This is a genomic window from Streptomyces sp. CBMA291 (assembly GCF_014596525.1).
GTDB lineage: Bacteria > Actinomycetota > Actinomycetes > Streptomycetales > Streptomycetaceae > Streptomyces.
In genome coordinates this window covers 211,759-227,249 of the sequence record NZ_MSJP01000008.1, presented here as the reverse complement: position 1 = coordinate 227,249, position 15,491 = coordinate 211,759, and the positions used below count along the sequence as shown (strand labels likewise).

16 protein-coding genes are annotated in these 15,491 nt (G+C 69.7%); 5 read left to right on the top strand and 11 right to left on the bottom strand.

What is annotated here, in order from left to right; translation table 11 throughout:
- The first annotated feature begins 285 nt into the window (after positions 1-285).
- The gene (locus tag BU197_RS02385; RefSeq protein ID WP_188266458.1) at positions 286-1,536 is read left to right on the top strand and encodes a DUF3472 domain-containing protein; all 1,251 of its coding nucleotides are present in this window, start codon (positions 286-288) and stop codon (positions 1,534-1,536) included.
- Positions 1,537-1,640: 104 nt separating this feature from the next.
- Here the strand turns inward: BU197_RS02385 and BU197_RS02380 are convergent, their stop codons facing one another.
- The 5 genes from BU197_RS02380 to BU197_RS02360 form a co-directional block, all read right to left on the bottom strand.
- Positions 1,641-2,120 (bottom strand): RICIN domain-containing protein, encoded by a 480-nt coding sequence (locus BU197_RS02380; RefSeq protein WP_188266457.1) that lies wholly within the window; start codon positions 2,118-2,120, stop codon positions 1,641-1,643.
- 245 nt (positions 2,121-2,365) lie between these two features.
- Positions 2,366-3,172 carry an aminoglycoside phosphotransferase gene (locus BU197_RS02375; protein WP_188266456.1) on the bottom strand — a complete coding sequence of 269 codons (807 nt, stop codon included), beginning with the start codon at positions 3,170-3,172 and terminating at the stop codon, positions 2,366-2,368.
- A gap of 373 nt (positions 3,173-3,545) precedes the next feature.
- The gene (locus BU197_RS02370) at positions 3,546-3,767 is read right to left on the bottom strand and encodes a DUF397 domain-containing protein (RefSeq protein ID WP_188266455.1); all 222 of its coding nucleotides are present in this window, start codon (positions 3,765-3,767) and stop codon (positions 3,546-3,548) included.
- Positions 3,768-4,367: 600 nt separating this feature from the next.
- Positions 4,368-4,610, bottom strand: a complete 243-nt coding sequence (locus BU197_RS02365) for a DUF397 domain-containing protein (protein WP_188266454.1) — start codon at positions 4,608-4,610, stop codon at positions 4,368-4,370.
- A gap of 10 nt (positions 4,611-4,620) precedes the next feature.
- On the bottom strand, positions 4,621-5,490 hold the full coding sequence (locus tag BU197_RS02360; protein WP_188266453.1) for a helix-turn-helix domain-containing protein: 870 nt from the start codon (positions 5,488-5,490) through the stop codon (positions 4,621-4,623).
- A 241-nt stretch (positions 5,491-5,731) separates the two neighbouring features.
- On the opposite strand from BU197_RS02360, the gene BU197_RS02355 reads away from it, so the two are divergent.
- Positions 5,732-6,181: an ATP-binding protein gene (locus tag BU197_RS02355; protein WP_188266452.1), complete on the top strand. Its 450-nt coding sequence runs from the start codon at positions 5,732-5,734 to the stop codon at positions 6,179-6,181.
- A gap of 132 nt (positions 6,182-6,313) precedes the next feature.
- Here BU197_RS02355 and BU197_RS02350 read toward each other — a convergent pair whose 3' ends face one another.
- The 5 genes from BU197_RS02350 to BU197_RS02330 form a co-directional block, all read right to left on the bottom strand.
- Entirely contained in the window at positions 6,314-6,811 is a 498-nt protein-coding gene (locus tag BU197_RS02350) for a GNAT family N-acetyltransferase (RefSeq protein WP_223182771.1), read from the bottom strand.
- A gap of 133 nt (positions 6,812-6,944) precedes the next feature.
- Complete coding sequence (locus tag BU197_RS02345) at positions 6,945-7,358, bottom strand: hypothetical protein (protein WP_188266450.1); 414 nt, start codon at positions 7,356-7,358, stop codon at positions 6,945-6,947.
- A gap of 106 nt (positions 7,359-7,464) precedes the next feature.
- A complete protein-coding gene (locus BU197_RS02340; RefSeq protein ID WP_188266449.1) occupies positions 7,465-8,445 on the bottom strand; it encodes an ArsR/SmtB family transcription factor in 981 nt (326 codons plus the stop codon).
- Between the two features lie 182 nt (positions 8,446-8,627).
- Complete coding sequence (locus BU197_RS02335) at positions 8,628-11,084, bottom strand: cation-translocating P-type ATPase (RefSeq protein ID WP_188266448.1); 2,457 nt, start codon at positions 11,082-11,084, stop codon at positions 8,628-8,630.
- A gap of 124 nt (positions 11,085-11,208) precedes the next feature.
- Complete coding sequence (locus tag BU197_RS02330; protein ID WP_188266447.1) at positions 11,209-11,505, bottom strand: DUF2530 domain-containing protein; 297 nt, start codon at positions 11,503-11,505, stop codon at positions 11,209-11,211.
- A gap of 154 nt (positions 11,506-11,659) precedes the next feature.
- Between BU197_RS02330 and BU197_RS02325 the strand changes: the two genes are divergently transcribed.
- Entirely contained in the window at positions 11,660-13,111 is a 1,452-nt protein-coding gene (locus BU197_RS02325) for an NCS2 family permease (protein WP_188266446.1), read from the top strand.
- Here BU197_RS02325 and BU197_RS02320 read toward each other — a convergent pair.
- The gene (locus BU197_RS02320; RefSeq protein WP_188266491.1) at positions 13,081-13,389 is read right to left on the bottom strand and encodes a hypothetical protein; all 309 of its coding nucleotides are present in this window, start codon (positions 13,387-13,389) and stop codon (positions 13,081-13,083) included. The two genes, BU197_RS02325 and BU197_RS02320, sit on opposite strands and share 31 nt — an antisense overlap.
- A 197-nt stretch (positions 13,390-13,586) precedes the next feature.
- On the opposite strand from BU197_RS02320, the gene BU197_RS02315 reads away from it, so the two are divergent.
- Positions 13,587-14,030, top strand: coding sequence for a MarR family winged helix-turn-helix transcriptional regulator (locus BU197_RS02315; protein ID WP_188266445.1), 444 nt, complete (start codon positions 13,587-13,589; stop codon positions 14,028-14,030).
- Positions 14,031-14,056: 26 nt separating this feature from the next.
- Entirely contained in the window at positions 14,057-15,394 is a 1,338-nt protein-coding gene (locus tag BU197_RS02310; protein WP_188266444.1) for an MFS transporter, read from the top strand.
- Positions 15,395-15,491 lie beyond the last annotated feature (97 nt).

Below are 15,491 nucleotides of genomic sequence, written 5' to 3'. Positions count from 1 at the left end.
CATCGTAGCGACCGGGGCACGGAGACCCGGGTGGGTGCCTGACTGCCGAGACGGGAGGACGCCGAGGCCCGAGGGGCGCGACCGGGGCGTCGGGCCTTCCGCACGGCGCGGTGCCGTACGGCCCGCCGGTGAAAACCCTCGCCCGTACGGTTCCCCGGCATGCGTGGCGGGCGGTCGTCCGGCGGTCGGGGCGCTATATCTCGGCCGGGCGTCCGTGTTCGCGGATGCGATGAGCAATTCTCTCCAGGGGACGTGGAATTGATGGCTGTGCGGCAGAGAAGGACCGTGCGGGTGGTACTGCGCGCGGCCGGGGCGGTGTTCGCCGGGCTCGTGGTGCTGGCCGGGGTGACGGGTCCGGCTCCGGCGGTGGCCGGGACCAGGCCGTCGGCGGGATCGGGGGCGTACGCGGAGGGGGCGTACGCGGAGGGGGTGCGGCCGGGTGTCGGGGGCCCGGCGCGGACCGTGTCCCCGTCCGCCGACCGGGCGCGGGTGGTCGCCGGAGGCATGGCCGCGATCACCCGTCGGTGGCCCGGACAGTGGGGGTACGACGACTTCGAGACGACGATCACCATCACCCGGGACCCCGGCTTCGACGGGCGTACGTACTGGGCCCACCAGTGGGACTACGCGAACGACTCGGAAGGCGGCTACGTCGGTCTGCAAAGCCGTAGCGGCAACGACAAGGCGGTCAACTTCTCGATCTGGGGAGCGTCCGCCTGGCGTGATCTCGGCACCGGCACCCACTGCCGCACGTTCGGCCACGAGGGCAGCGGTGTGCAGTGCGACGCGGCCTACCCGTGGCGGGAGGGCGTGACGTACCGGATCAGGATCGCCAGGGCCGGTACGAACGGCTGGCGGGCCTCGGTCACGGACACCCGCGCCGACCGGACCACCGACGTGGCGACCATCGTGCTGCCGCACGACCGCGGCGGGCTGCGGAGCCTGACCGAGTGGGTCGAGAACTTCGCACAGGGCGACGACCAGCCGGACAGCTGCGCCGACGTCTCCCCGGCGACCGCGGTCTACGGCCGGCCGACGGCCAACGGGGGCACGGTCGGGACCACGAGCAGTTCGGCCTACACGTACGGGAACTGCGCCTCCATCGCCAAGGCGGTCTGCGCGACCGAGCAGATCTGCACGCTCACGGCGAACCAGGGGGCGCTGCCGACCCGGAAGACGCTGCGGAACGTCTACACCGGCTACTGCCTGGACCTGCTGAGCGGCGGCACCAAGGCCGGGCTGTGGAACTGCCACGAGAACCCGAACCAGATCGTCAGCCAGAGTGCCACGTACCGGCTGGCGTTCCCGGACCGTGCGGGCCTGTGTCTGGGGGCCGCGAGCGACGACGCGGTCACCGCCACGACCTGCGGGGACAGTGCCCGTCAGCAGTGGATGCCGATGCCGCTGAGCCGCGCGTACTTCAACGCGGGGACGGGCAAGTGCCTGGATCCGCTGGAGAACGGGGCGTTGGGGGCGCCGTTGCGGGTCTTCACCTGTCTGGGCAACGACTTCCAGAAGTGGCAGGCCGGTTCGTAGGACGATCCGACTGCCGGTGGGGGAGGGGCGCCGGTGCGCACGGTCACCGAACTCGTGCGGACCGACGCCCCTCCCCTTGCTACAGGTCAGGCCGGGTCAGGACCTCAGTCCTGGTCCTCCGAGGAGGGATAGATCCGCCACAGCTGGGAAAGGTTGGGCCCGCCCCACATGCGGGTCAGGCCCACCAGACGGTCGTTGCCCTGGAGATGGTCGAAGATGGCCAGGGCGTAGCGCGGGTGCACGATGGAGACCAGGTAGAAGTCGTTGCCGCCGACCGAGTGCGAGACCAGCCGCCAGTGCTGGGAGAGGCTGTCCGTGCGCTCCCGGAGGGTCACCGTGTCGGCGGGGTTGGCCCCGGCGGTCAGACAGCGGTTGTTGGCGTACGACTCGATGCGTACGGTGCCGTTGGCGTTCTGCGGCAGGAACCACCGGTGCGAGTAGTTGTCCTTGGCGAACGGGTCCTGTGCCCAGGTCTGGGTGTGGTTGCCGACACCGTCGTGCCAGTCGTTGCACATGAAGTAGGTACCGGTGACGTGATGCGTCAACGAGACCGCACCGCCCGCGAGCAGAATCAGATCGGACACGGCAGTTGCTCCTCGATCCCGAGTTCTCGTTACTGGGTGGGGCGCCCTGGGAACTCAACGTAGTCGAGCCTGTCAGTGGTCTACACCGGGCGAACCGGCCAATCCGCAGGGGAGGGACGGGGCTTGCCGGGGAGGAGTTTGTGGGTGCGACGGTTAATCGGGAGATTGTCCCGAGGGCGCCGGCATGGGTTCCGATACGGGTCCCCGGGGCTGCGGTCCCCGCGGCCGGACCGCTTTCCCCGGGCTCAGGCCCAGACCGCCGCCCACGCGCGGGCCGCCGTGACCGTCTCGTCGAGACCGGGCGTCCCATGGTCCCGCCAGTCCTCCCAGGAGCGCGCCTCCGCCTCGGTGAGGACGCGGACGGCGGCGCGGGGGGCGCGGGCGAAGGCGGGGACCGACGCGGCCCAGCGGGCGGCCTGTTCGGGGCTCTGCTTGCCGTCGAGGACGAGCCGCATGCCCCACACGGCGGTGTCGATCCAGCCGGGCCCGCGCATCGCCCAGGCCCAGTCGGTGAGCCAGGCGCGCCCGCCCTCCTCAAGGAGGAAGTTGGTCGCGACCGGGTCGGAGTGCACAAGCCGGTCACCGCGGAGAAGGGCCTCGTCGCCCGGGGCGCAGTAGGCGCCCCACCGGTCCCAGGGGGTGCCGCGCACGACCTCGGGAGCGGGGGTGACGCTCAGCTCGCGCAGGACGGCGGCGACGGGCTCCACATGCGCGCTGCCGTCGGCGAACCAGGCCCAGGGGGTCGCGGTGACCCCCTGAAACCCGAGAAGCAGCCAGCCGCCGGCCTCGGTCCGCCACCGCAGACGGGGGGCGCAGGGCGGCAGGAAGGGGTTGACGACGGCCTCGGCTTCCAGTTCCTCGGCCCGTTCGTGGGAGAGCGGCAGCCCCTTGACGAAGACCTTCTCCGCACTGGGCGGAAAGAACAGACTGGCGAGGGCGGAGCTGTTCCCGGTCCGCATGTCGGCACGCGGACACCCTTCCCCGACCCGCGCGTCGACGGCCCGCCGAACGGCGCGGGGAAGCCCCTCGTACGGGAGCCGGTCCACGCGCATGGGGGTCAGCTTTCGGGCTTGGGGCGAGGAGGTTGGGGGTTGTTCGGCGGGAATGGAGGGTTCTTGTCGGGCCCGGTGCTGGAAGGGGGTCGCCCCGGGGGAGGGGCGGACGGTGGGCGACGCTTCAAGATCATTGGGCTGAACATGGTAGTCAACGGCACGGTTGATTCCCTTACTTGAGGTCCTTCTCTTCGGCCAGGGGTGAATCCGGCGACTGTTTCGCGCGTGGTGCGCAGCTCAACGTCAGGACCGTAGTGACGCTGAGCGGTGAGGTGTAAGGGTGCCCCCGAAAGAGTGAAGCGCCTCATGCCAAGTGCCCCCTGCCGACTGGCCGGAGGCACTTGGGGTTCGCTCCCGTGGACGGGGCCGGCGTTCAGCCCTGAGAGGGGTTCTCGATCAGGTGGTCGAACTCTCCGGCCTTGACGCCCAGGAGGAACGCGGCGAAGTTCGCGCGGCTCGTGGCGACGATCGTCCCGGGGATCTCGCTCTCGACGAGTTCGATCTCGCCGCTCGCGATACGGCGGACGTGTACGCAATTCTGGTTGTCCTCAGGCCCTGAGAACGAGGACTTCTGCCAAGCGGTAGGGGAGGTCATCTGGTGTCTCTCCTGTGCGGTCCATGAACGGAGGGAGATCGCGCGATGCGCCTTCAAGGTGCTGTTTCCTCAGGGTAGTTCGGGGGCATGGCGAGCCGACGTCCATGCCGATCTCGCGCAGCGCGTCCCGGGGAGTGCTGTGTTCACGCGGGGTCCGGACGGAGTCGGGGTGACGGGAGCTGGCGGCGCACGAGAGGACTTCGGCCCGGAATCCGCGTGTCCTGAAGGGAGGGATCCTCAGGGGGCGGCGGCAAGGTTGCTCCGTTGACGCCGGTCACACTGGTTGCCGTATCCATTCCCGGGCCCTCCGAATGGAGTGCCATGGTTGCCCCCTGGTGACCGTTCGTCGTAGACAGGCAGCGAAGGGCGGTACATGGGGGTGCCTCTCAACCCGTAAGCACAGCAGGGAGTTACGCACTGACGAGTACGGGGAGTCACAAGGCGGGGCCCGGGTTCGCTTCGCTGGGTGACGGTAGCGCCGCGGGAGACAGAGCGGCAAGAGTGCACCGGGGCATACGTGGCGCCTGGCAGGGATTGGCATATGCGAGTGCCCCCAGACCGGTATGGGCTGGGGGCACCGTTGCTACGCAGGGGCGACCGTCAGCTCGGTACACGAGCGGTGTCGACGATCGCGGCGGCGGCGATGAGGTGATCGAACTCGCCGTTCTTGACTCCGGCGATGAAGGCGGCAAGGTTCTCGCGGGTCGTCGTCACGACGACTGACGGGTCGTCGCTCTCGTGCATCAGGATCGTGCCATGGTCGCCTTCCGCGAGGTGGATGCAATTCTCGCCGCCGCCTCCGGAGAAAGAGGACTTCTGCCACTTGATGGGGGATACGGTCATTCCCTTGGTCTCACAGTTCCCTAGCGATGTGATGGATGAGCTGCCTTGACCCCTCGGGGTCGAGCGAAGCGTGCTCGGCGATGTCGAGCAGGGTCCGGTACTTCTTCAATTCGGCTTCGGCGTCCAGGAAGCGCCCGCCGAATGCGCTGTCGATCTGCACCGTGTCCAATTCGGGGACCGAGCCGTGCGCGTACAGGACGGGCTGTGTCACCTCGATGAAGTCCTCGCTCGTGAACGGGATGACCCGGATGTGCACGGTGGGCAGCCTGGAGACCTCCATCAGGTATTCGAGCTGCTCGCGCACGACCTTCCGCCCGCCGAAGCGCATGCGCAGGGCCGCCTCGTGGATGATGGCCGCGTACCGTGGAGGCGGAGGGCCGTCGACGGCTTCGCGCTCGAAGATCGTGAAGCGCTTCAGTCGGTGCTCGACCCGGGCCTCGACTTCCTCCTCGGGCAGCTTCGGCATGACCCCGGAAAAGAGGGCGCGGGCGTAGTTCTCGGTCTGGAGCGGCCCGGGGAGTGTGATGCTCTGCATCGAACGCATGGATATGGCGTGATGCTCCAGCTCGGCGATGTTCAGCCAAGCGGGGTCGAGCTTTCCTCGGAAGTCGTCGAACCAGTGTTGCCCTCGATGCTCCAGCGCTATGGCGCAGAGCGCTTCGATCAAAGGCTCGTTGTCGCACTGGTAGAACGTGGCCAGCCGCCGAATTCTCTCTACGCTTACGCCGATCCGCCCCGCCTCGATGTGACTCATCTTGGCCTGATCGGTCGACAGGAGGCCGGCTGCCTCGCGCGCGGTCTTGCCTGCCCGGTCGCGGAGTTTGCGCAACTCCGCGCCGAGGCGCTGCTGCCGTGCGGTCGGGTTGTCCCTCGGTGGCATTGGTCCCTTCCCCCTGTCGTTGACCCGAGTCTGCCGCGTAACCGGGCCCGGGTCCACCTCGTAGCACCCAACGAGTGGGGCATTGTTGCCCCGGGGCATGTATGCCCCTATGGTCCTCCGTAGTACCGCGCCTCGTCAGTAAGCCCGAAGTGCAGCCGTCGCGCACGCCCTTGGCGTGTCCCGGGGACGGTCAGAGCCACGCATGGCAGGTGCGAGCCCCTACAGCGTTGGGAGAGACGACATGACGAGTTCAGCCTTAACGCCCCCGGCACTTCCCCCTGTCCAGAACACGAACTACCGCTTCACCGGCCCCAGTCTGCCCAACGCCCCCGCGATCGCCCGTCATTGGGTCGTCGACCTGTTGCGGCAGAGCGGCTGGGCGCCCGTCGCCGAGCGGGCCGAGCTGTGCACCTCGGAGTTGGTCACGAACGCGCACCGGCACACCCCCTCGCCCGTGATCACCGTCGAGGTGTCCCTCACGGCCGAGGCCGTCACCGTGTCCGTACGCGATACCGATCCCCGGCACGCGCCGCGCGCCCGCCCCGCCTGGGGCGATGCCTCCGCAGTCAGCGGTGGCGGGCGCGGGCTCGGACTCGTCTCCGCGCTCGCCGACACCTGGGCCGTCCACTGCGACGGCGGCTCCAAGACCGTGTGGTTCACCCTCAAGGGGCCACCCGGGGGGAGCGGTTGACGCGTAGGTGCCGGTGGAGCCGATCGCGGCGTCCGGGGATCGTGACGATGACGCCCCGGCGCCCCGGCGCCGCGACAGACGCCGCAGGTACGGCTCGGGCGGCGACATGCGCGACCTGGCTGACCGGCGCGGTCAGCCGCCCAGGGCGCTCAAGTCGAGCCGCCAGTCGTTGGACGGGAGCCAGACGCCCCTGGGGTATTCGAAAGAAGCCGTACCGGCCAGCTCGAACCCGGCCTTTCGGCTCACCGCGTTCGACGCCGTGTGATCCACGTGCGGAAACGCGTGCAGATAACGCCGTGTGCCACGCGTCGCCGCCCGCTTCGCCACCAACCGCAGCGCCTCGGCCGCGTATCCCTTGCCGCCGAACTCCGGAAGGATCGAGTATCCGGTCTCGTACACGTCCTCGCCGTTCCACTCCCGCTCCCAGTACCCGATCGAGCCGATCGGCACATCGCCGAGGCGGACGGTCAGCATCTCGCCCTTCTTGAAATGCAGGTAGCGGTGGTGACGGCCGATGACCGCGTGCTCGGCTTCGGGTCCGCCGAGATGCTCGGTCATCTCGGGGGTGTTCTGGCGGTACAGGATCTTCAGATCCGCGTCGGACCACGGTTCGAGGTGAAGAGCGTTCATGACGCGGACACTACGCTCCGCCACCGACATGTTCAGGCGTATGCACCGAAAGCTCCCGGGGAACGCCCGGCACCCCCGCCGGAGCCGGGTCGACCGGTCTGGCGGGGGTGCCGGGGCGGAGGTCTGGGGCGGGTCAGACGTCGCGGCACTTGGGCACGTACGTGTCCCAGTCCGCGGGGTCGAGGTAGACCTTGCTCACCCAGACATTGGAGTTCCCGCTGTCGTCGTCGGTCAGGAACCAGGCACCGTCGGTACGGCCCTTGTCCGTGTACACCTCGGCCATCCTGTAGCAGTACACGTAGCTCCGGCCCGCGTACAGCCAGCCCGCGTGGGTGGAGGTCAGCGAGTCCGGGGACCAGTGGGACCACGACGAGTACTGGAAGTTCAGGTAGTAGACCGCCTGGGTCGACGCGGGTCCGGCCGTCGGCGCGCTCGCCGTGGCCCCCGAGTCCTGAACCGCCTGCGCCGGCGCGGCCGTCGCCGCCAGTCCTGCCATGCCCAGGGCGGCGGCGCTGAGCGCGGCGACGACGGAACGCTTGAGCTGCATCACGTGGTTCCCCTCCGGTGTGCTGTTGTCGGCAGTGCGTCCGCAGCAACGATGCGGGGGACACGGAGCGGGCCGCGCATGGTTTTGGCTCCGGCCAAAACGTCCCTCAGACCTCGCCGAGGAGGCGCCAGCCCAGCGGAGTCGTGGCGTGGATGATCCGTTTGCCGTCGCGCCGGGAGGCGACGAGCCCGCTGTCCCGCAGTACGGCCAGCTGCTGGCTGACGCTCGGCAGGGACATTCCCGTCGCGTCGGCGAGATCGGTCGTGGTGGCGCTGGCGAGCGAGGCCGCCTCGTGGAGGAGCGCGGCGCGGGTGGCGCCGAGCAGGCGCGGCAGGGCGCTCGGGGGCGCGGCGAGTTCGGTGATCTTGTCGACCGGGTAGATGAGCACCGGTTGCAGATCGTCGTCGGCCAGGGCGATGGGCCGCCGCCAGCAGAAGTACGACGGGACCAGCAGCAGGCCCCGGCCGCGCAGGTGCAGATCGCGCTCGACCGGATAGTCGACGGACAGGACGGGCGGCTCCCACGCCGCCATCGGCCGCAGACTGTTCAGCAGCGCCTGCGTTCCGCCGTCCACGACGGCGCGGGTGCGCAGGGCGAGGTCCGCGGCGGTGGTCGCGCCGATGCGGTCCCACAGGGGTGCGATGAACTTCGCGTGGTATGTGCGGAGGTGCGCGTCCAGGGTGGACAGTACGGTCGTGTCGCCCCGGGCCAGTTCCGCACCCGCCCAAGGCCGTCCCCCGGCCTCCGTCAGCAGGCCCAACTCGTGGCGTAATCGGCGTCTTGGCGTCGCGAGCACCCGCTCTATGCCCGTCCGGAGGTCGGTGGGGCCGCCCTCGCCGTAGGGGGTGAGGAAGTCCGGGAAGTAGGCGGCGCGCGGCACCAGACTGTGCAGCGCCGCCGCCGACGCCCGAGCCGCCGCACTCCGGCGGACCGTATGCCCGACCTTTTTCCGCCAGGGATCGAAGACGATGGCACCTTCGCGGGCCTGAAGTCGGAACAGGCTGCACACGATTTCCCACAACGGGTCGGGATCGCGGGCGATACGTACGGTTTCCAGATCGCTGCTGGTGAAGTGGATGCGGAGCATGACGTCCCCCGTCGTCCGTTGGATTCCGCCAACGAATCTCCGCCACCCGCCACATCGTGAACAAGTGCAATCTCAGACAGCACACACCCGAAATGTGGACAGTCGGAGCATTTCCCATGGGGTTCGGCCGGGCGGCGGCTCGAAACCACCCCCGCCCCACCGTCCCCTTGGAGCGGCCGCGCCTACCCCTGGAACCTCCGCCCCACCCATCGCCACGCGAACTCCAGGAGCACGCAGCCCGCCGCCGCGATCGCCACCGCCGTCCACGGCATCGTCACGCCGACCAGCTTCAGGGCGAAGAAGCTCTGGAGCCACGGGACGGCGAGGACCAGGAGGAAGGCGCCGCCCATCGCGGCGACCAGGGTGAGACGCCACCAGGTGTAGGGGCGGGCGATGATCGCCAGGACCCACATCGAGACCAGGAAGAGCGTCAGGGTGGCCGCGCTGGTCTCGGCGGCGAGGGCGTCCGGGCCCGAGTAGTGGTGGCGGGCCAGGAAGTACGTGGTGAAGGTGGTCGCCGCCGCGATGACGCCGCCGGGGATCGCGTACCGCATGACTCTGCGCACGAAGTGCGGCCTGGCGCGTTCCTTGTTGGGCGCGAGTGCCAGGAAGAACGCCGGGACGCCGATCGTGAGCGTGGACAGCAGCGTCAGATGGCGGGGGAGGAACGGGTACTCCACCTGGAAGCAGACCACCAGGATGGCGAGCAGCACCGAGTACACCGTCTTGGTGAGGAAGAGGGTGGCGACCCGGGTGATGTTGCCGATGACCCGGCGGCCCTCGGCGACCACGGACGGCAGCGTCGCGAAGGAGTTGTTCAGGAGCACGATCTGGGCCACCGCCCGGGTCGCCTCCGAGCCCGAGCCCATCGAGACGCCGATGTCCGCGTCCTTCAGGGCCAGCACGTCGTTCACGCCGTCGCCGGTCATCGCCACCGTGTGGCCCCGGGACTGGAGCGCCGCCACCATGTCCCGCTTCTGCTGCGGGGTGACCCGGCCGAAGACCGCGTTCGAGTCGAGGACCTGCCCCATCTCCGTACGGTCGGTGGGCAGCGTCCGCGCGTCGACCGTGCCCTCGGCGCCGACCATGCCGAGCTTCGCGGCGACCGCGCCGACCGAGACCGCGTTGTCGCCGGAGATCACCTTGGTGGTGACGTTCTGCTCGGCGAAGTACGCGAGTGTGTCGGCGGCGTCGGGCCGCAGCCGCTGCTCGATCACGACGAGCGCGGCGGGCCGTGCACCGGAGACGACGGAGCCCGGGGCGTCCGTCTCCGCCCCCTCCAGGCCACCCGCCGCCCGTGCCAGCAGCAGCACCCGCAACCCCTGCTCGTTCAGCAGGTCCACGTCGTCGAGCGCCGGGTCACCGGCGGGCAGCAGGACGTCCGGCGCACCGAGCAGCCACGCCGACTCGGCGCCGTCGGCCTCCCGGAAGGACGCCCCGCTGTACTTGCGCGCGGACGAGAACGGCAGCGACGCCGTGCAGCTCCACCCCTCCGGCTCCGGGCAGGCGTCGACGACGGCCTGGAGCGAGGCGTTCGGGTGCGGGTCGGACGCCCCGAAGGCGCCGAGCACCCGCCGTACGTACGACTCGTCGGCGCCGTGCAGCGGCCGCAGCTCGCTGAGGTCCATCCCGCCCTCGGTGAGCGTGCCCGTCTTGTCGAGGCACACCACGTCCACCCGGGCGAGGCCCTCGATGGCGGGCAGCTCCTGCACCAGACACTGCTTGCGGCCCAGCCGTACGACTCCGATGGCGAAGGCGACGGAGGTCAGCAGGACCAGACCCTCGGGGATCATCGGCACGATGCCGCCGACCGTACGGGCGATGGCGTCCTTGACGTTGTCGCCCTTCACCACCAGCTGGCTGATCACCAGTCCGGTCGCCGTCGGGATCATCATCCACGTCACGTACTTGAGGATCGTGGAGATGCCGGTGCGCAGCTCGGAGTGGACGAGGGTGAAGCGGGACGCCTCCTCGGCGAGCTGCGCCGCGTACGCCTCGCGGCCCACCTTGGTCGCGGTGAACGCGCCGCCGCCCGCGACGACGAACGAACCGGACATCATCCGGTCCCCCGGCCGCTTCACCACGGGGTCCGCCTCGCCGGTGAGCAGCGACTCGTCGACCTCCAGGCTCTCCGCCTCGGCGACCTCGCCGTCCACGACGACCTTGTCCCCGGGGCCCAGCTCGATCAGGTCGCCCAGGACGATCTCGGAGGTGGAGATCTCGGCGCCGATGCCGTCGCGCCGGACGGTCGGCTTCGCCTCGCCGATGACGGCCAGCCCGTCGAGGGTCTTCTTGGCGCGCAGTTCCTGGACGATGCCGATGCCGGTGTTGGCGATGATCACGAAGCCGAACAGGCCGTCCTGGATCGGCGCCACGAACAGCATGATCACCCAGAGGATGCCGATGATCGCGTTGAAACGGGTGAAGACGTTGGCGCGGACGATCTCCCGGGTCGAGCGGGAGCTGCGCACGGGGACGTCGTTGACCTCGCCGCGCGCGACCCGCTCGGCGACCTCGGCGGAGGTGAGCCCCCCGGACCGGTGCACGACGGCGGCGGTCCCCCGCCGGTCGTGATCCCCCGGCGGTCCGCTCCCCGCCGCCCCGTCCCCGTCCGTACCGATCTTCGCCCGCTGAGTCATGTTTTCGACGGTACGACCGGTTCGGGGCGTTCACCCCCCGAGGGTGACGAAGATCAGACCGGGGGAGGAGGGGAACGGAGGGGAATCGTCCGCAGGTGTGACGGCCCCCGGAAGCCCTGAGGGACTACGCCCCCGCCCCGTCCGCCCCGCGCCCCGCCGCGGCCTCTGCCGCCTGCGCCGCCGCGTGCCGCTTGATCGCCGCGTCCCGCTTCCGTACGTACCAGACGCCGATCAGGCCGAGTCCGCCGCCGGCCAGGCAGGTCCAGACCCACCAGGTGAGGTCCCGGTCGTCGAACCAGCCGTAGAAGGGGACCTGGACCAGGAAGAGGACGAACCAGAGGATCGTTCCGCCGGTGATGGTGGCGACGACGGGCCCCTCAAGGGGCTCGGGTGCCTCGTGCTTGGGTGTCCACTTCGCCATGGGCTCAGTCTAGGTGGCGAGAATTCATGGCTCCGCATGCTCTACGCGCGGAGATAGACTCGTGCTCGTTCAGGTGTTCATACTGAAACGGTTTGCCTCTGGCGGGTTTCCTTCGTATGAACCGCCAAAACGGACTCTCCCGATGAGGAACCCCATGAGCACCTCGGCCGCCGCCAAGGCCACGCCGCCTGAGCCTTCCGCTCCGCAGGAACCCACTTCCGGTCTCGACCGCTACTTCAAGATCTCGGAGCGCGGTTCGACCGTCGCCCGCGAGATCCGCGGTGGTTTCGCGACCTTCTTCGCGATGGCCTACATCATCGTGCTGAACCCGATCATCCTCGGCAGCGCCAAGGACATGTACGGGCACCAGCTCGACGGCGGCCAGCTCGTCACCGCGACCGTCCTGACGGCGGCGTTCTCGACGCTCCTCATGGGGGTCATCGGCAACGTCCCGATCGCCCTCGCCGCCGGTCTCGGCGTCAACACGGTCGTCGCCCTCCAGCTCGCGCCCAAGATGGCCTGGCCGGACGCCATGGGCATGGTCGTCCTCGCGGGCATCGTCGTGATGCTCCTGGTCGCGACGGGTCTGCGCGAGCGCGTGATGAGCGCGGTGCCGGTCGGCCTGCGCAAGGCCATCGCCATCGGTATCGGCCTCTTCATCATGCTGATCGGCCTCGTCGACTCGGGCTTCGTCTCCCGGATCCCCGACGCCGCGCACACCACCGTCCCGCTTCAGCTGGGCGGCGACGGGCACCTCCTGGGCTGGCCGGTTCTCGTCTTCATCCTGGGCACGCTGATCACCCTCGCCCTGATCGTCCGCAAGGTGCCGGGCGCGATCCTCATCTCGATCGTCGTCATGACGATCGTGGCCATGGTGATCAACGCGGTCGCGGACATCCCGTCCTGGGGTCTGACCACCCCGGAGTGGCCGGGCAACCCGGTCGCCACTCCGGACTTCGGTCTGGTCGGCGAGGTCAGCCTCTTCGGCGGCTTCGGCAAGGTCGGCGTCCTGACCGGCATCCTCTTCGTCTTCACCGTGCTGCTGTCCTGCTTCTTCGACGCCATGGGCACGATCCTGGCCGTCGGCGACGAGGGCAAGCTGACCGACAAGGACGGCAACTTCCCGGGCATCAACAAGGTCCTGCTCGTCGACGGTCTGGCCGTCGCCTCCGGCGGTGCCACCTCCTCCTCGGCCACCACCTGCTTCGTGGAGTCCACGGCGGGCGTCGGCGAGGGCGCGAGGACGGGTCTCGCCTCGGTCGTGACCGGTGCGCTCTTCTCCGTGGCGCTCTTCCTCACCCCGCTGGCCACGATGGTCCCCTCGCAGGCGGCCACGCCCGCGCTGCTCGCGGTCGGCTTCCTGATCCTGGCCGGGTCGATCAAGGACATCGACTGGAGCGACTACACCATCGCGATGCCCGCCTTCCTGGCGATGGTGATGATGCCGTTCACGTACTCGATCACCAACGGCATCGGCATCGGCTTCGTCTCGTTCAGCCTGCTGCGCCTCGCGGCCGGCCGAGGCCGTGAGGTCCCCGTCGCCATGTACGTGGTGTCGGCGGTCTTCGTCTTCTACTACGCGATGCCGGCGCTCGGCCTGACGTGATCCGGGGTCCGGGCCCCTCCGGGCCCGGACGTCCCGTTCGCCCCGGCGGCCCCGTCCGCCAGGGCTTCCCCGCCGTGCCGGGTCTCCCCGGCCTCGCCGTTCTCCCCGTAGAACTTCTCCGTCTCCTCGACGGCGGTCGTGTACCGCTCGTCGAAGTCCTCCCGAATGAGCGTCCGGACGACATAGTCCTGGACGCTCATTCCTCTTTTCGCGGCGTGACCCTTGAGCCGGTCGAGCAGCTCACTGTCGATGCGCAGGCTGAGCACTGTCGATCCCATGATGTTCAGGGTCGGGGCAGGAGGGCCCAGAGCCGTCACTTTCCGGCCCTTACTCACTCGTATGGGTGATACATGGATGCGGAAGCGTGACTTCTCCGCCGCCGGTCGGCGGACAGGGCGCGGGGCGGGTGTGATCCCCGCTACGTCGGCGTGTCCCGGTTGGTATTTAGGAAGAGTAATGAGTTAGGCTAACGAACATGCCTGACCTGTCCACCGGCACCGCCGACGACGTCGCAGCCGTGAACGCGCTGCGCTCCGCCGTGATGCGACTGGGCCGACGCCTGAAGCACCAGCGCGTCGACGAGTCGCTGAGCCCCACCGAGATGTCGGTGCTCGGCACCCTCGCGCTCTGCGGGTCCGCCACCCCCGGCGAACTCGCCCGCAAGGAGCACGTCCAGCCGCCGTCGATGACCCGCATCGTCGCGCTGCTCGAAGCCAAGGGACTGGTCCGGCTGGAGCCGCACCCCGACGACCGCCGGCAGAAGGTGGTCAGCCCGACCGAGCAGGCCGAGACCATGCTCGAAGAATCCCGCCGCAAGCGGAACGCCTGGCTGGCCGTCCTCGCCGAGGGACTGGACGAGGACGAATGGGCCAAGCTGCGCGCGGCCGCCCCGGTCCTGGAGAAGCTCGCCCACCTCTAACCGATGCGCCAAGGAGGCGACGCACTTTGAGTACGGGACCCGGAGCAGACTCCGCACCCGTCCACAAACCCACCCTCGACACCCGTGGGCGGGGGGAAACCTTCTCCTCGCTCCGCATCCGCAACTACCGGCTGTTCTTCACCGGCGCGATCGTCTCCAACACCGGCACCTGGATGGCCCGGATCACCCAGGACTGGCTGGTCCTGAGCATCACGGGCTCCGCCGCCGCCGTCGGCATCACGACGGCCCTCCAGTTCCTTCCGATGCTGCTCTTCGGTCTGTACGGCGGAGTCATCGCCGACCGCTACCCGAAGCGGCAGCTGCTGCTCTTCAGCCAGGCGGCCCTCGGCCTCTGCGGACTCGCGCTCGCCGCGCTCACCCTCTCCGGCAGCGTCCAGGTCTGGCACGTCTACCTGATCGCCTTCCTCCTGGGCATGGTCACGGTCGTCGACAACCCGGCCCGGCAGTCCTTCGTCTCCGAGATGGTCGGCCCCGACCAGCTGCGCAACGCGGTCTCCCTGAACTCGGCGAACTTCCAGTCCGCCCGGCTCGTCGGCCCCGCCGTCGCGGGCGTCCTCATCGCCGGAGTCGGCAGCGGCTGGGCGTTCCTCCTCAACGGCCTCTCCTTCCTCGCGCCCCTCGTCAGCCTCCTGCTCATGCGGACCGGTGAACTCCACAAGGTGGAGCGCGCCCCGCGCGGCAAGGGACAGCTCCGGGAGGGCCTGCGGTACGTGGCCGGGCGGCCGGACCTCATCTGGCCGATCGTCCTCGTCGGCTTCATCGGCACCTTCGGCTTCAACTTCCCGATCTGGCTCACGGCCTTCTCCGGCGAGGTCTTCCACGTCGGCGCGGGCTCCTACGGCCTGCTCAACACCCTGATGGCGGCGGGCTCGCTCGCGGGCGCCCTGATGGCGGCCCGGCGCGGCTCCACCCGGCTGCGGATGCTGGTGACCGCGGCGGCCGTCTTCGGCGTCCTGGAGATCGCGGCGGCGTTCTCGCCGACGTTCTGGCTGTTCGCGCTGTTGCTTGTGCCGATCGGCATGATCGGGCTCACGGTCAACATCACCGCGAACTCCGCCGTCCAGATGGCCACCGACCCCGCCATGCGCGGCCGGGTCCTCAGCCTCTACATGATGGTCTTCGCCGGGGGCACGCCGATCGGAGCGCCCCTCCTCGGCTGGGTCACCGACACCTACGGCGCCCGCGCGGGCTTCGCCACGGGCGGCGCGATCTCGCTGGCCGCGGCGGTCGTCGTCGGCCTGGTCCTGGCCCGGGTGGGCGGCCTCAAGGTCGCCTGGACCTGGCGCGGCGGCCACCCCCAAGTCCGCTTCGTGGCGAGGGAACGCCTGGCCGCGGCGGCGTAGCCCCGGGCCGGGCGGCCCGGGGCGGGACCTCCGGAAGGGGGACGGGGGTACGGGCGGTGCGCCGGTACCCCCGCACCTGTAGGGGCGGGGCCTGCCC

What these genes read in the sequence shown, in the direction of transcription:
- BU197_RS02375 (WP_188266456.1), bottom strand. Translation starts at nt 3,172, where the DNA reads ATGCGCGTGGACCGGCTCCCGTACGAGGGGCTTCCCCGCGCCGTTCGG.
- BU197_RS02370 (WP_188266455.1), bottom strand. Translation starts at nt 3,767, where the DNA reads ATGACCTCCCCTACCGCTTGGCAGAAGTCCTCGTTCTCAGGGCCTGAG.
- BU197_RS02365 (WP_188266454.1), bottom strand. Translation starts at nt 4,610, where the DNA reads ATGACCGTATCCCCCATCAAGTGGCAGAAGTCCTCTTTCTCCGGAGGC.
- BU197_RS02360 (WP_188266453.1), bottom strand. Translation starts at nt 5,490, where the DNA reads ATGCCACCGAGGGACAACCCGACCGCACGGCAGCAGCGCCTCGGCGCG.
- BU197_RS02355 (WP_188266452.1), top strand. Translation starts at nt 5,732, where the DNA reads ATGACGAGTTCAGCCTTAACGCCCCCGGCACTTCCCCCTGTCCAGAAC.
- BU197_RS02350 (WP_223182771.1), bottom strand. Translation starts at nt 6,811, where the DNA reads ATGAACGCTCTTCACCTCGAACCGTGGTCCGACGCGGATCTGAAGATC.
- BU197_RS02345 (WP_188266450.1), bottom strand. Translation starts at nt 7,358, where the DNA reads ATGCAGCTCAAGCGTTCCGTCGTCGCCGCGCTCAGCGCCGCCGCCCTG.
- BU197_RS02340 (WP_188266449.1), bottom strand. Translation starts at nt 8,445, where the DNA reads ATGCTCCGCATCCACTTCACCAGCAGCGATCTGGAAACCGTACGTATC.
- BU197_RS02335 (WP_188266448.1), bottom strand. Translation starts at nt 11,084, where the DNA reads ATGACTCAGCGGGCGAAGATCGGTACGGACGGGGACGGGGCGGCGGGG.
- BU197_RS02330 (WP_188266447.1), bottom strand. Translation starts at nt 11,505, where the DNA reads ATGGCGAAGTGGACACCCAAGCACGAGGCACCCGAGCCCCTTGAGGGG.
- BU197_RS02325 (WP_188266446.1), top strand. Translation starts at nt 11,660, where the DNA reads ATGAGCACCTCGGCCGCCGCCAAGGCCACGCCGCCTGAGCCTTCCGCT.
- BU197_RS02320 (WP_188266491.1), bottom strand. Translation starts at nt 13,389, where the DNA reads ATGGGATCGACAGTGCTCAGCCTGCGCATCGACAGTGAGCTGCTCGAC.
- BU197_RS02315 (WP_188266445.1), top strand. Translation starts at nt 13,587, where the DNA reads ATGCCTGACCTGTCCACCGGCACCGCCGACGACGTCGCAGCCGTGAAC.